Source organism: Anaeromyxobacter paludicola (assembly GCF_023169965.1).
GTDB lineage: Bacteria > Myxococcota > Myxococcia > Myxococcales > Anaeromyxobacteraceae > Anaeromyxobacter_B > Anaeromyxobacter_B paludicola.
Map to the genome: position 1 here is coordinate 2,998,143 of NZ_AP025592.1, position 13,698 is coordinate 3,011,840.

General features: G+C 75.5%; 10 protein-coding genes. 7 read left to right on the top strand and 3 right to left on the bottom strand.

The genetic code is table 11. The annotated features are described in order from the left end of the window. Positions 1-23: 23 nt before the first annotated feature. On the bottom strand, positions 24-2,726 hold the full coding sequence (locus AMPC_RS13515; RefSeq protein WP_248341804.1) for a substrate-binding domain-containing protein: 2,703 nt from the start codon (positions 2,724-2,726) through the stop codon (positions 24-26). A gap of 224 nt (positions 2,727-2,950) precedes the next feature. Between AMPC_RS13515 and AMPC_RS13520 the strand changes: the two genes are divergently transcribed. From AMPC_RS13520 to ppnP, 7 genes are all read left to right on the top strand, one after another. Beyond that, positions 2,951-5,611: a M16 family metallopeptidase gene (locus tag AMPC_RS13520; protein WP_248341805.1), complete on the top strand. Its 2,661-nt coding sequence runs from the start codon at positions 2,951-2,953 to the stop codon at positions 5,609-5,611. After that, positions 5,608-6,105: a PEGA domain-containing protein gene (locus AMPC_RS13525; RefSeq protein WP_248341806.1), complete on the top strand. Its 498-nt coding sequence runs from the start codon at positions 5,608-5,610 to the stop codon at positions 6,103-6,105. The genes AMPC_RS13520 and AMPC_RS13525 overlap by 4 nt, the downstream gene beginning before the upstream one ends. A gap of 181 nt (positions 6,106-6,286) precedes the next feature. Beyond that, positions 6,287-6,790, top strand: coding sequence for a hypothetical protein (locus AMPC_RS13530; protein WP_248341807.1), 504 nt, complete (start codon positions 6,287-6,289; stop codon positions 6,788-6,790). Between the two features lie 153 nt (positions 6,791-6,943). After that, positions 6,944-7,072, top strand: coding sequence for a hypothetical protein (locus AMPC_RS20435; protein WP_256466063.1), 129 nt, complete (start codon positions 6,944-6,946; stop codon positions 7,070-7,072). A gap of 101 nt (positions 7,073-7,173) precedes the next feature. Then, positions 7,174-8,868: a GTPase HflX gene (gene hflX / locus AMPC_RS13535; protein WP_248341808.1), complete on the top strand. Its 1,695-nt coding sequence runs from the start codon at positions 7,174-7,176 to the stop codon at positions 8,866-8,868. A gap of 122 nt (positions 8,869-8,990) precedes the next feature. Then, positions 8,991-10,439 (top strand): pyridoxal phosphate-dependent decarboxylase family protein, encoded by a 1,449-nt coding sequence (locus tag AMPC_RS13540; RefSeq protein WP_248341809.1) that lies wholly within the window; start codon positions 8,991-8,993, stop codon positions 10,437-10,439. Then, positions 10,433-10,714, top strand: a complete 282-nt coding sequence (gene ppnP, locus AMPC_RS13545) for a pyrimidine/purine nucleoside phosphorylase (RefSeq protein ID WP_248341810.1) — start codon at positions 10,433-10,435, stop codon at positions 10,712-10,714. The genes AMPC_RS13540 and ppnP overlap by 7 nt, the downstream gene beginning before the upstream one ends. 7 nt (positions 10,715-10,721) lie before the next feature. Here the strand turns inward: ppnP and AMPC_RS13550 are convergent, their stop codons facing one another. Both AMPC_RS13550 and AMPC_RS13555 read right to left on the bottom strand, forming a co-directional pair. Next, positions 10,722-11,594: a DMT family transporter gene (locus tag AMPC_RS13550; protein ID WP_248341811.1), complete on the bottom strand. Its 873-nt coding sequence runs from the start codon at positions 11,592-11,594 to the stop codon at positions 10,722-10,724. 109 nt (positions 11,595-11,703) lie between these two features. Continuing rightward, positions 11,704-13,650 (bottom strand): PAS domain-containing hybrid sensor histidine kinase/response regulator, encoded by a 1,947-nt coding sequence (locus AMPC_RS13555; protein WP_248341812.1) that lies wholly within the window; start codon positions 13,648-13,650, stop codon positions 11,704-11,706. Positions 13,651-13,698: the final 48 nt, after the last annotated feature.

The window sequence follows — 13,698 nt, forward strand, 5'->3', positions numbered from 1 at the left end:
GCGCCCCGCACGCGCCGCGGGCCTCAGCCCCCGTCGATCGCCTGCCGCACCCGCGCGGCCAGGTCGGCCGCCGTGAACGGCTTCTGCAGGAACCCCACCGCGTCGCCGTCGTCCTCCACGCCGTGCCGGCCGATCACGTCGCTCGCGTACCCCGACATGAAGAGCACCTTGAGGCCGGGGCGCCGCTCCCGGAGCCGCTCGTAGAGCTCGCGCCCGTTCATCCTCGGCATCACCACGTCGGTGAGGAGCAGATCCACCGGGGTGGCGCCGTCTCCCATCCGGGCGAGGCACTCCTCGCCGCCCTCGGCCGTCCGCACCTGGTAGCCGAACCCGCGCAGGAGGCGGCTCACCAGGGACCGGACGATCGGGTCGTCCTCCACCACCAGCACCACCTCCGTCCCGCGGCCGGCCGCGCGCGCGCAGGCGGGCGGGGCGGCGGGCACGGGCTCCTCGGCCACCCGCGGCAGGTGGACCCGGAAGACCGTCCCCTCCCCCCGGGCCGACTGCACCGTGATCGAGCCGCCGTGCTGCTCCACGATGCCGTAGACCGTCGAGAGCCCGAGGCCGGTCCCGCGCCCCAGCTCCTTGGTGGTGAAGAAGGGCTCGAAGACGTGCTCGAGCGTGCGCGGGTCCATGCCGGCGCCGGTGTCGCTCACCCGGAGCAGCACCCAGGCGCCCTCGCCGGGGGGCTGGTCGGCGCCGGCGAGCGCGTCGCCGGGCCCCACGTCCCGCGCCTCGATCTGGAGGCGGCCGCCCTCGGGCATCGCGTCCTGGGCGTTGATGGCGAGGTTGAGGAGCACCTGCTCGAGCTGCCCGGGATCGGCCCGCACCTTGCCGAGCTGGTCCGGCAGCGCGACCTCGATCTGCACGCTCTCGCGGATGGTCCGGCGCAGCATGCGCTCGGCGCCGCGGACGAGCTCGCGCAGGTCGAGCACCCGCGGCTCGATCACCTGCTTGCGGCTGAAGGTGAGGAGGCGGCGGGTGAGGTCCTTGGCCCGCCCGGCGGCGTCCTGGATCGCCGTCACCATCTCGCGGTCGGGGTGCTCCGCCGGCATCGCCTCGAGGAGCAGCGGCGCGTACCCGAGGATCGGCGTGAGCAGGTTGTTGAAGTCGTGGGCCACCCCGCCGGCGAGCAGCCCGACCGTCTCCATCTTCTGCGACTGCCGGAGCCGCTCCTCGAGCCGGCGGGCCTCGGTCACGTCGCGGATGATGCCGACGATGAAGATGTCGCCGCGCTCGTCGGCGTAGAGGGTCTTCTTGGTGACGATGACGTGGGTCTCGCCGTCGGCCGAGGTGAGCTGCTCCTCGTTGACGTTCTCCTCGCCGGTCGTGAAGACCAGCTCGTCCTTCTCCCAGAAGACGTCCACCTCCGCCTTGGGCAGGAAGTCGTAGTCGGTCCGCCCGAGGATGTCGGCGCGGTCGCGCCCCAGGAGCCGGCTCAGCGCGTCGTTGACCAGCACGAGGCGGTGCTGGCGATCCTTCACGAAGACCGGGTCGGCGACCGCGTCCACGATCTTCTCCAGGTAGCGGCTCGACTGCGCCAGCTTGGCCTCGGCGTGCACCAGCCGGGAGCTGCGCTCCTGCGCGTGGCGCTGCAGCTCGTCGCGCGCCCGCTGGAGGTCGCCGGCGGTGGCCTGCAGCTCGCGGTTGCGGGCCTCCAGGCTCCCGAGCGCGCGGCGGAGCTGGCCCACGAGCTGGTCCGGCGAGAGGCGCGACGCCGGGAGGATCCGGCCGCGCGAGATCAGGAGGGCCTCCATCCAGGCCGGCCAGACGAGCCGGCTCTCGCCCAGCGAGGGCAGCGCCTGGACCAGCGCCTCCATCCCGGTGATCCCCTGCTCCACCAGGAGCTCCCGGGTCACGAGGCGCGGCTCCAGCAGCAGGTGCCTCTCCACGGGCGCGCCGGCGAGGAGCGCGGCGGCGGCCCGCACCGCGAGGCGCCCGATGGCGCGGGCGTCGGTCGCCGCGGTGGCCACCCAGGGAGAGCCGGGCTCGCGCATGCGCCGGATGTCGCGGTCGGCGACGTCCACCGAGTAGACGCGCACCTTCCCGCGCAGCCCCGCCCGCTCGACGGCGCGGACGGCGCCCTCGGCGAACTCGTCCCACAGGGCCAGGATCGCGGTGGTCTCGGGGTGCGCCCGCAGGGCCTGCCCGACCCGCGCCTCGGCGTCGGCGGCGGCGTTCGCGGCGTTCGCCTCGATCCGGGCCACCTCCCGCAGGCCGGGGTGGCGCCAGCGATGCGCCTCCCAGGCCCGCTCGCGCCGCGCGAGGGGCGCGAAGCCGTCGGCGGTGACGTGGATCACCGCCGCCCGGCCCGCGGTGTCCTGCGCGAGCCGGGTGCAGATGACATGACCGATCAGGAAGTCGTCCTGCTCGACCTCGGGGACCTCGGGATGGTCGATGGCGGTGTCGAAGGCGACCACCCGCACCCCCTGCGCCAGCACCTCCTCGACCGCGCTTCGCAGGCGCTCTCCCTGCCCGTGATCCACGACCAGCGCCTGCGCCCCGCCCCGCGCCGCCGCCCGGACGAGGTCCGGCAGCGCGCCCGGGTCGCCGCGGGCGTCCCAGGTGACGAGCTCGATGCCGAGGTCGTCCGCCATCTCCTCGGCCCCACGGCGGTACCGCTCGAGGAAGCTGCCCTCGCTCACGCCGCGCACCAGCGCCACCCGCGGACGCGGGCCGGCGCCGCCGAACGGGCGGGGGATCGGGCAGGGGGTGAGCGCTTCCATCCAGGGGCCTCGGATCGTGAGGCTCGGACCGGGAGCGAAGAGCGTGCCAGCCCTCCCCCGAAGTAGGGCCTGTGTTTTTCTCTCCGTGTGCCTGGGTCGTTACGCACCCGGGTCCGTCTAAACTCGGCGCGCGGACGGTCGCGCCCGCGGCATCGGCCGGACCCTGCGTCGCGCCCCGGGCGGACCCTGCGTGCTAGCATCCCGGGCTCGGGGGGGGGGAGCTCATGCACACCTGGCGCCGCGCGCTCGCGGCCGCATCGATCGCGATCTCGACGTGGGCCGGCGTCGCGGCGGCGGCCGCCCAGCCTCCGCTGCCGCCCGTGCCGTACGGCGGTCACTTCGCCCCCTTCCCGACCGGGCTGCGGGCGCTCGCGTACCAGTTCAAGGGGCTGGGGGTATCCTCCTTCACGGCCTCGTACGTGGGCGGCTCCGCCGACGATCCTCCTGGAAAGGAGGGGCTCGCGGCGCTGGCGGTGCGGCTGGTCGAGCGCGGCGCGGGCGGCGCGCGGACCTACCAGCAGCGGATGTTCCAGCAGACCCCGCGCTTCGGCGCCAGCGTCGAGCGGGACAGCCTCGAGCTCTGGGCGGCGGCGCTGCCGTCCCGGGTGGCCGGGCTCCTCGCCGTGGAGGCGGATCGACTCCGGGATCCGCTGGCCGGGATCACGGAGGCGCAGTTCGCGGCGGCGAAGGCCGAGCAGCTCGGCGCGGCCCAGCGGGCCCTCGAGGAGCCCGATGCGGAGTGGGCCCTGGAGCACGCCTTGGCGGGGACGCCGCCTGGCCGGCCCGCGCTCGGCACACCCGCCTCCCTCGCCGCGATCACCTTCGCCGACGTGCGCGCCTTCTGCGCCGATCACTTCAGGCCCGAGCGGCTCGTGCTCGCGGTCACCGGCCCGGGCGCCCCGCCCGCCTTCGCCGCGGAGGTCGCGCGGGCCTTCGGCGACCTCGCCACCGGCGCGCGCCGCGATCCCGCCGGACCCCCGAAGCCGCTCCGGAAGCCTCCGGACGGCTCCCCGGAGCTGGCGGTGCGGCGCGGGCTGGCCGAGGGCCCTCAGCTCTGGCTCACCTGGGCCCTGCCCGGGTTCGCCGGGCAGGACGACGTGGGGGTGGAGGTCGCGGCGGAGGTCGTCCGGCGGTGGCTCCCGGGCGCGGTGGGCTCGACCGGCCGGCTGAAGGAGATCCTCGTGCGCCACGAGGTCGCCGCGAACGTGCTGGCCGTCCGGCTCGACCTGGCGCGCAAGGAGGACGCCGGCCCGCTCGTGGCCCGCCTCCGCGCCCGGGACCCGAAGCTTCGGGCCCGCCCGGCGGAGGTCCGCCGCGTCCGGCGCGCGTCGTTCTGGTGGATGGAGGACCCGCGTCCTGGAGAGATCGTGCAGATGCTCCGGGTCACGGGCGAAGCCGACGCGCTCGGCACCTGGAGGCGCAGGCGCGTGGATCGGCTGCTCGAGGACCTCGGACCGTACCTCGAGCGGTGGCTCACGCCGGCGCGGATGGGCGCGCTGCTCGTCGAGCCGCTGCCGGGCGCGTCCATCCCCGAGCGGCCGGCCGAAGTCCCGATCGATGGCCCGCCCGTGGGACTCCTCCGGCTCCCGCCCGGCGGCACCTACGACGCCCGGAGCGTCGCGCCCGCTCCCGGGCTCGACACGGCGCACCGCTTCCGGCTCGCCAGCGGTCTCGAGGTGGTCGTCTACCGCCGGCCGGGGTTCCCCAAGGTCAGCGCGGCGCTGGCGGTGCGCGCGGGACCCTCGCCGCGCGGGCTGGCGGAGCTCGCCCTGGCCGCCGCCGCGCCGGACGCGAACTTCATCGGCGCGGGGTCGGGCTGCACCGCGCCGAGCCCGCGCCACCTTCCGCAGGGCGTGGTCTTCCACTCGCAGGGGCTCTCGAACGAGCTCGCCCTCGTCCTCGACGAGCTCGCCTGCGTCTCCGAGAAGCAGGCCACCCGCGCCTCCGACCTCTCCACCCACCGCAAGCAGTGGGCGGACGCCCTGGAATCGATCCCTACCGCCACGGCGGCCGCCGTGGAGTCCGTCGAGAGGCTGTTCCCCGGCAGCGCGGAGCAGGTGGTGCTCCGCAAGAAGACCCTGGCGGCCATCACGGCGAGCGACGCCGACGCCTGGCTCGCGACCGAGTTCCGGCCGGACCACGCCACCCTGGTGCTCGGCGGGGACCTGCCGGCGGACTCCGAGCTGGTGCCGCTCGTCCGCCGGAGGTTCGAGGCCTGGCAGGCGGGCGACGCTCCTCGCGGCCCGCTGCCTGCGGCGCGCTCCTCGCGCTTCCCGGAGCGGCGAGCGATCCTGCTCGTCCCGGCGAAGGACGCCACGCGGGCGCTGACGTTCGTCTGGACCCGGATGCCGCCCCCGGTCGCGTCCTCCGACGTCGTCGCGGCCGGGGCCGTCGAGCTCGATCTCCAGCTGCGCCTCGAGCGCGAGGCGGGGAGCGGGGTCGCGACGCCGCTCGTCTCGCCCCGAGGGTCGGCGGCGGGTGGAGCGCTGCAGCTCTCCTACTGGTCGGCGCCGGACGCCGCCGGCCGGGCGCTCTCGGCCGTGCTCGAGGGGCTGGCCGACGAAGCGGCGGCGCCGGTGATGCCGGAGCACGCCGAGTTCCTGCGCTGGAGCATCGCGGGCCACCAGCCGTTCCGGTTCTCCACCGTGCAGGACGTCGTGGACCGGCTGGTCGAGGCCGCGCTCGACGGCGCCGACCCCGACGTCTACGAGCGGCAGGCCGCCGCGGTGGCCTCGCTCGACCCCGAGCGGATCGAGCGGGCCGCCCGGTCGCTGGGGACGGGGCGCGAGGTGATCGCCGTGGTGGGGGACGAGGCGCGCGTGCGCCCCTCGCTCGAGAAGGCCGGTTACCAGGTGGAGGTGCTGCCCTCCCCAGGGCCCCGGTGACCGCCGTGCCCGACGACCTCTCGCGCCCCATGCGCCGCATCGTGCTGTACGCCGCCGTCGCGGTGGGGCTCGCCTTCGGCCTCGCCAAGGTGGCGGAGCACCAGCTCGCCCCCGCGAGCCCGTCCGCGCAGGCGACGCCCGACCCGCAGCCGGCAAAGCCGGTCCTCTCCGAGGCCGAGCAGGCCGAGGTCCGGCGCGGCTGGGAGCGGAGCAGCACCATCGCCCCGCGGTCCGAGCAGCGCGATCCCGCGACCGGGGAGGTGACGCTGCCGTTCCACGGCTTCGGCCTGTCGGTGGACTCGACCCCACCCGGCGCCCGGGTCCTCGTGGACGGGCGCGACCTCGGCGAGACGCCGCTCCTCGCCTCGGTGACCTGCGCGCCGGGGGCCCAGGTCGAGGTCCGCGTGGAGAAGCCGCCGCTCGCCGCCGCGCGCCGGACCACGACCTGCCGCAGCGACACGCTCGTGAAGCTCGCGGTCACCCTCGCGCGGTGAGCGGCCGCGGGCGCGCCCGCGCGGGCCGCGCCGCCCCGTTTCGCCACACCCTCGCGCGAGCGGGGCATCCCAAGTGCCCGAAACTCGGCGCGGGCGGCGGGCGTACCGTCGGGCACGCCGTTTGCTCAGCGTCACCGTCGTCCGCTGCCGCACCGACCCCACGAAACCAGGAGCTCCCGCCATGAAGACCGCTGCCGCCCTCGCCGCTTCCTTCCTCCTCTCCGCCCCCGCGCTCGCGCAGGTGCCGTCCGCCAGCGCCCTCCAGGACCAGGCCAACCAGGCCAAGGGCGCCGTCGCCGCCGAGTCCGCCGCCGTGAAGACCGCCACGGCGACCGAGGCCGCCAAGGCCCAGACCGCCGCCGGCGCCGAGGCCACCAAGGTGAAGACCGCGACGGCCACCGAGGTCTCGACGAAGACCGAGGCGGCCAAGGCCGCCGGCGAGCAGAAGGTCACCGCCGTGAAGGCGAAGGTGGCCGAGCAGTCCCAGCCCAAGACCGACGTCGCGGCGCAGAAGGCGGCGCTCAAGGCGAAGGCGCACGACAAGGCCTCGAAGGTGAAGGCCAAGGCGCACCAGAAGGCCGCCGCCGCGAAGGCCAAGGCGGCCGAGAAGGTGGACGCCGGCGCGCAGAAGGCCGACGCGGCCGCCGACCAGGCGGGCGCCAAGGTGGACGCCGTCCTGAAGTAGCGCCTCGGCCGCCCGGGTGAGGGGCCAGCCTCCTCACCCGGATCGGCGCGGCCGCCGGGGCCGCCGGCGCGGCGAGAGGTCCCCTCGCCCCCCGCCTGTGGCTGGCGCCCAGGACGCATGCCCGGCAAGTGAGCGGCCTCGTCGAGGTCGCGCGTGCGCTGGAAGGGACTGCTCGAGCTCGAGTACATCTTCCGCGTGCAGCAGCACTCCGAGCTCGTGCCCCGGCTCGCGGAGCTCGACCGGCAGTGCCGCATGCGGCGGGATCCCGCCGGGGAGCCCTAGCGAGCGGGCGAGGGCCGGGGCGCCCCCCCGCCCTCGGCGCGCGCCACCCACCCGGATGGGCTCGCCCCCGAGGGCGCGGCCCGCTATGTTTCGGTCACCGCATGCAAGAAGTCTCCGGCAACACCCTCGGACTCAAGCCCTCGCAGCTCCACGCCCTCCGCCGCACCTACCGCCGCCGCGTCCCGGCGGAGGACATCGTCTCGCCGGAGCTGGCCCGTCACCTCACCGAGATCTCCCGGGAGACCGGACGCCAGGTCGGCGTCCTGCTCGATCGCAAGGGGGACGTGCAGAGCGTCGTCGTCGGCGACGCCCGCAAGCTCGACCTCCCGGACATCGGCCGCGCCCGCGCCGGCAGCTACCGCCTCCGCGGCCTGCGGCTCGTGCACACCCACCTGAACGGCGAGGCCATCACCCGGGACGACCACACCGACCTCGCGCTCTTGCGGCTCGACCTCGTGGCCGCCATCGAGGTGCTCGACTCCGGGCTCCCCGGCAAGCTCCACTTCGCCCACCTGCTCCCGGGCGCCTCGGGCGAGATGTGGAAGGACGAGACCGTCCCCACCGTCTTCGACGCCGGCTTCTACGACGCGCTCCAGAACACCCTCGCGCTCGAGGACGAGCTCGCCCGGGCCAGCTCCGCCCTGCGCAAGACCTCCGGCCGCGAGCGGGCCATCCTGGTGGGCGTGGGCGGCAGCACCAAGGGGCGCGGCAAGGGGCGTGGGCGCGCCGAGGCCGAGTCCTCGCTCGAGGAGCTGAAGGAGCTCTCGCGCACCGCCGGCGTGGAGGTGGTGGACGCGCTCCTCGCCATGCGGCGCGAGCCCGATCCGCGCTACCTCATCGGCAAGGGGAAGCTCGACGAGATCCTGCTGCGCTCGATGCAGCTCATGGCCGACGTCATCATCTTCGACGCCGACCTCTCGCCCTCGCAGGCCATCAACATCGCCGACGCCACCGCGCTCAAGATCCTCGACCGCACCCAGCTCATCCTCGACATCTTCGCCCAGCGGGCGCAGAGCGCCGAGGGCAAGCTCCAGGTGGAGCTGGCGCAGCTCAAGTACCTCTACCCGCGCCTCGTCGGCCGCGACGACTCGCTCTCGCGCCTCGCCGGCGGCATCGGCGGCCGCGGCCCCGGCGAGACCAAGCTCGAGATCGATCGCCGCCGCGTGCGCGACCGGATCACCGCACTCGAGCGGCGCATCGACCAGGTGTCGGCGAGCCGGCAGGTGCGGCGCAAGCAGCGCAACGCCAACGGCCTGCCCATCCTCTCGATCGTCGGCTACACCAACGCCGGCAAGTCCACCCTGCTCAACGCGCTCACCGCGTCGGACGTGCTGGCGGAGAACAAGCTCTTCGCCACCCTCGACCCGACCAGCCGCCGGCTCCGCTTCCCGCGCGACCGCGAGGTGATCATCACCGACACGGTGGGCTTCATCCGCGACCTGCCGGAGGACCTCGTCACCGCCTTCCGCGCCACGCTCGAGGAGCTCGAGGACGCCGACCTCCTGCTCCACGTGGTGGACGCCTCCGATCCGAACCTCGACGCGCAGGTGGCGGCGGTGGAGAAGATCCTGGCCGAGCTCGAGCTCACCGGGAAGCCGCGGCTCCTGGTCCTCAACAAGATGGACCGGCTGCCGCCCGGCACCCCGCCCCCGCTCGCCGAGGGCGTCCCGGTCTCGGCGGTCACGCGCGAGGGGCTCCAGGCCCTGCTCCACGCCTGCGACCGGATCCTCTGGTCGGGCGGCCGGGTCGGGTTCGACGAGGTCGCGGCCGGCGCGCCGCGGCGCGAGATCGTCTAGGACACGGCTCCCACCCCACGGCACCTTCCTTTCGCGGTGATCGGCGCCCCAGGACGCCTCTCGCGGGGCGCCCGGAGACGGGATCTCGCGCCGGCCGCCCCGACCGGCTATGACGGCCGGCGATGGCCGACCCGTTCGCGCGCTTCGAGGCCGACGCCCACGCCGCCGTCGAGGCGCTCGCCCGTTACCTGCGCGAGTCCGCCGAGGGCCGGGGGCCCGTGCTCTCGCAGCCGCCCCTGCGCGAGCTCGCGGCCGGCCTCGAGGTGGCCCGCTGGATCCGGGAGGGAGGGCTCTCCGGCGCGCCCTTCCGGGAGTTCCTCGCGCGCTACCTCGGCGCCACCACGCGGCTGCACCACCCGGGCTACTTCGCCCACCAGGTGGCGGTGCCCGAGCCGCTCGGCGCCGTGGGCTCGCTCGTGGACGGCGTCACCGGCAACGCGATGGCGATCTACGAGATGGGGCCGGCCGCGGCGGCCATCGAGTTCGCCGTCCTCGACTGGATGCTCGCCAAGGTCGGCTTCACGCCGGCGCCCCTGCCCCCCGCGCCGCCCTCCCCGGCGCCGCACGGCGGGGGCGTCCTCACCCACGGCGGCTCCCTCGCGAACCTCACCGCGCTCGCCGCCGCCCGCGCCCGCGCCGCCCCGTCGGCCTGGCGCGACGGCGTGGGCGCCCGCCTCGCCGTGCTGGCGCCGGAGGCGGCGCACTACTCCATCAGCCGGGCGGTGGGGATCCTCGGCCTGGGCCAGGGCGCCCTCCGCGCCGCCCCCTGCGACGCCGACGGCCGGCTCGTGCCCGACCGGCTCCCGGCCGCCCTCGACGCCCTCCGCGACGAGGGGCGCGCCGTCATGGCGGTGGTGGCGAGCGCGTGCAGCACCGCGGCCGGGCTCTACGACCCCCTGCGCGAGGTGGGCGCGCTCTGCCGCGAGCGCGGCCTCTGGCTCCACGTGGACGGCGCGCACGGCGCCTCGGCGCTCCTCTCCGAGCGGCTGCGCCACCGGCTCGACGGGATCGCGCTCGCCGACTCGGTGGTCTGGGACGCGCACAAGATGCTGCGCACGCCGACCGTCTGCGCGGCGGTGCTGGTGCGCGACCACCGGACCCTCGACGGCGCCTTCCAGCAGGACGCGAGCTACCTCTTCCACGAGAAGGACGAGCCCGGCTTCGACTTCCTCCACCGCACCGTGGAGTGCACCAAGGCGGCGCTCGGGCTGCGGCTGTTCCTCGCGCTCGCCGCCGAGGGCGAGGGGGCGCTGGCGCGCTACGTGGAGCGGCAGACCGCGCTCGCCGCCGAGGCGGCGGCGCTCCTCGCGCGCACCCCCGGCTTCGAGGTGGCGGTGGCGCCGGAGAGCAACATCGTCTGCTTCCGGGTGGCCGGGAGCGACGAGCGGCAGCTCGAGCTCCGGCGGCGGCTCCTCGCGCAGGGGCGCCACTACGTCTCGAGCACCCTGTTCCGCGGCCGGCGCTGGCTCCGGCTCGCGCTCATGAACCCCGCCACGCGCCTCGAGGACGTGGCGGCCATGGCGGACGAGCTCCGCGCCCTCCTCGGCGCGGCGGAGGGCGGCGCATGCTGAAGCACAACGTCTACTTCGACGGGCTGGTGCAGAGCCTCGGCTACGAGCGGCTCGGCCAGCGGCAGACCATCGGCGTCATCTCGCCGGGCGAGTTCCACTTCGGCACCGACGCCGCCGAGCGGGTGACGCTCGTGTCGGGCGAGCTCTTCGTGCGCCCGCCGGGCGAGGCGAGCTGGCAGCTCTACCCGGCCGGCACCACCTTCGAGGTGGCCGGCAAGAGCGGCTTCGACGTGAAGGCGCTCGGGCCGGTCGCCTACCTCTGCGAGTACCTGTAGCCGCCGCTCACCCCGCCCGCGCCGGCGTCGCCGCCTCTCTCCCCGGCAGCCGCGCGAGCCCGGTGGCGAGCGCCGTGCCGGTGAAGATCACCGCCGACCCGAGGACCATCCGGGAGGTGAGCGGCTCGCCGAGGAAGACCGCGCCCCAGAGCACCGCGAAGGGGGGGATGAGGAAGGTCACCGAGACGGCCCGGGCCGGTCCCACGTGGGCGATGAGCCGGAAGAAGAGCACGTACGCGAAGGCGGTGCAGAGCACGGCGAGGAGCGTCACCGAGATCCAGGCCCGCGCCGAGACCGGGTGCGCCGGCCAGGCCCAGAGCGCCGCCGGCAGGAGCAGGAGCGCGGCGGCGGCCTGGCTGCCGGCGGCCACCGCGAGCGAGTTCACGCCGGCGAGCCGCCGCTTGGTGAAGCTCGCCGCCACGCCGTAGGAGAGCGTGGCGAGGAGCGCCGCCACCACCGCCAGCCCGGCGCCCCCGGGCTTGAACGAGGCCCGCCCCCAGACCAGGAAGGCAACCCCGGCGAACCCGACCGCGAGGCCGGCGGCGCGGCTCCGGTCGAGCCGGTCGCGCAGCCAGAAGTGGGCCACGAGCCCGCCCCAGAGCGGCGTGGTGGCGTTGAGGATGGAGGCGAACCCGGCCGTCACCGAGAGGGTGGCGTAGGTGAGCAGGCAGAACGGGAGCGCCGAGTTGAGCGCGCCCACCACCAGCACCGGCCAGAGCCGCCCCCGCAGATCGCCGAAGCCGCGGGTGGCCGCGAGCAGCGGCACGATGACGAGGGCGGCGATCCCGAGCCGCAGGCCCGCGAGCGTCACCGGCCCGAGCTCCGGGGCGGCCACCCGCATGAAGAGGAACGACCCGCCCCAGAGGGCGGCGAGGATCACCAGCTCGACGGCGTTGCGCAGGCCCAGGCGAGGCTCCCTTCCATCGTGGATGGGCTCCTCTTTACTCCGCGCGGAGCGACGCCTCCATCCGTTCCTCGCGCCTCCGCCCCTACGCCAGCAGCCGCTCGATGTCGGCCGGGTCGGCCGGCTTCGAGAGGTGGGCGTCGAAGCCCGCCTCGGCCGAGCGCTGCAGGTCGCCGGGCTGGGCGTAGCCGGAGAGCGCGATGAGCCGGGTCCGATCGCCGCACTCGCGCCGCAGCGCCCGCGCCACCTCGTAGCCGCTCATCCCGGGCAGCCCGAGGTCGCAGAGGACCGCCTCGGGCGGGCGGGCGCGCGCCTTCTCGATGGCGCTCGGCCCGTCGAAGGCCACCTCCACCTGGTGGCCGAAGAGCACCAGCAGCTCCGCCAGCGACTCCGCCGCGTCCACGTTGTCGTCCACCACCAGCACCCGGCGGCCGAGCAGCGCCCGCACCTGCGACGCCTCCCGCGAGCGCGCTCCCGCCTCGCCCGGCGGCTCGAGCGGCAGCTCCACGCGGAAGGTGCTGCCGCGCCCCGGACCCTCGCTGGAGGCGGAGGCGGTCCCGCCGTGCAGCTCGGCGAGCCCCTTCACGAGGGCGAGCCCGAGCCCCAGCCCGGCGCGCCCCTGCGCCAGCGCCTCCTCGGCCTGGACGAAGGGCTCGAAGACGCGCCCCAGGAGCTCCGGCGCGATCCCCACGCCGGTGTCGCTGACCGCGAGCGCCGCCTGCTGCGCGCCGCCCGTGACCGTGAGCCCGACGCGGCCGCCGGCCGGCGTGAACTTGGCCGCGTTCTGGAGCAGGTTCCCGACGAGCTGGGCGAGCCGGGTCGGGTCGGCGTGCATCCAGAGCGGCTCGGCGGGCAGCCGCACCTCGAGCGCCAGCCCCCGCTCCTCGAAGACCGCGCGCAGGTCCTCGGCGCTCCGCCGGGCCACCTCCACCAGGTCGAGCCGCTCCCGCCGCAGGCTCACCTTCCCGTGCACGATGCGGCTCACGTCGAGCAGGTCGTCCACGAGGCGGGTGAGGTGCTCCACCTGCCGCCCGATGACGTCCACGGCGCGGCGCGACTGCTCGCCGCCGGGCGGGGCGCGCCGCAGGAGGAACACCGAGTTGCGGATCGGCGCGAGCGGGTTGCGCAGCTCGTGCGAGAGCACGCCCAGGAAGTGGTCCTTCCGGCGGTCGGCCTCGCGCAGCGCCTCCTCGGCGCGGACGCGCTCGGTCTCGTCGCTGAAGAGGACGGCGAAGCGGCCCGGGGACGGGCAGTAGCAGCTCACGTTGAAGTGCCGGTCGAGGTCGCGGTTGTACATCCGGAACCGGACCGGCTGGCCGGTGAGCGCCACGCGGCCGTAGGTGTCGATCCAGCTCTGCTCGATCTGGGGGAGCACCTCGCGGATGGTGCCCGCGAGCGCCCGCTCCCGCGAGAGCCCGGACTGCCGCTCGAAGGCCTCGTTCACCTCGAGCAGCCGGAAGTCCACCGGCACCCCGCGCTCGTCGAGGATCGTCTCCCCGAGCGTGAACCCCTCGGTCATGTTGGCGAAGAGCGACCGGTAGCGCGCCTCGCTCTCCCGCAGCGCCTCCTCGTCCTGCTTCCGGGCGGTGACGTCGCGCGAGATGCCGAACAGGCCGACGATCCGGCCGCTCGCGTCGCGCCAGGGGCGCTTCTGGGAGAGCCAGAGGCGGCGCGTGCCGTCCGGCAGCGGGACCTCCTCGAGCAGCTCCTCGGTCGCGCCGGTCTCCATGATCCGGCGGTCGTTCTCCATCACCCGCCGCGCCGCCTCGGCGTCGTCGAGGAGCTCGGCGTCGGTCTTGCCGAGCGCCGCCTCGAGCGGCTTGCCGATGAGGGCGAGCGTGGCGGGGTTCGCGAACCGGAGCCGGCCGGCGCGATCCTTGGCGTAGATGACGTCGTCCGAGGAGTCGCTGATGGCGCGGAGGAGCGAGCCGCTGTCCACGGCCTCGGGCGCGGCGCCGCCAGGGCGTTCCGGGGCGGGCGCGGCGTCGGCCTCGCGTCGCGAGCGCGGGGAGATGGTGTCGTGGCCCGGCAACGTAGGGCAGCATACCGGCGCGCCCTCGGGGGCGCTCCGCATGTCCGA

Excerpts from the sequence above, each read along its gene's own strand:
- hflX (WP_248341808.1), top strand. The coding sequence starts at position 7,174 with ATGCAAGAAGTCTCCGGCAACACCCTCGGACTCAAGCCCTCGCAGCTC.
- AMPC_RS13515 (WP_248341804.1), bottom strand. The coding sequence starts at position 2,726 with ATGGAAGCGCTCACCCCCTGCCCGATCCCCCGCCCGTTCGGCGGCGCC.
- AMPC_RS13530 (WP_248341807.1), top strand. The coding sequence starts at position 6,287 with ATGAAGACCGCTGCCGCCCTCGCCGCTTCCTTCCTCCTCTCCGCCCCC.
- AMPC_RS13520 (WP_248341805.1), top strand. The coding sequence starts at position 2,951 with ATGCACACCTGGCGCCGCGCGCTCGCGGCCGCATCGATCGCGATCTCG.
- ppnP (WP_248341810.1), top strand. The coding sequence starts at position 10,433 with ATGCTGAAGCACAACGTCTACTTCGACGGGCTGGTGCAGAGCCTCGGC.
- AMPC_RS13540 (WP_248341809.1), top strand. The coding sequence starts at position 8,991 with ATGGCCGACCCGTTCGCGCGCTTCGAGGCCGACGCCCACGCCGCCGTC.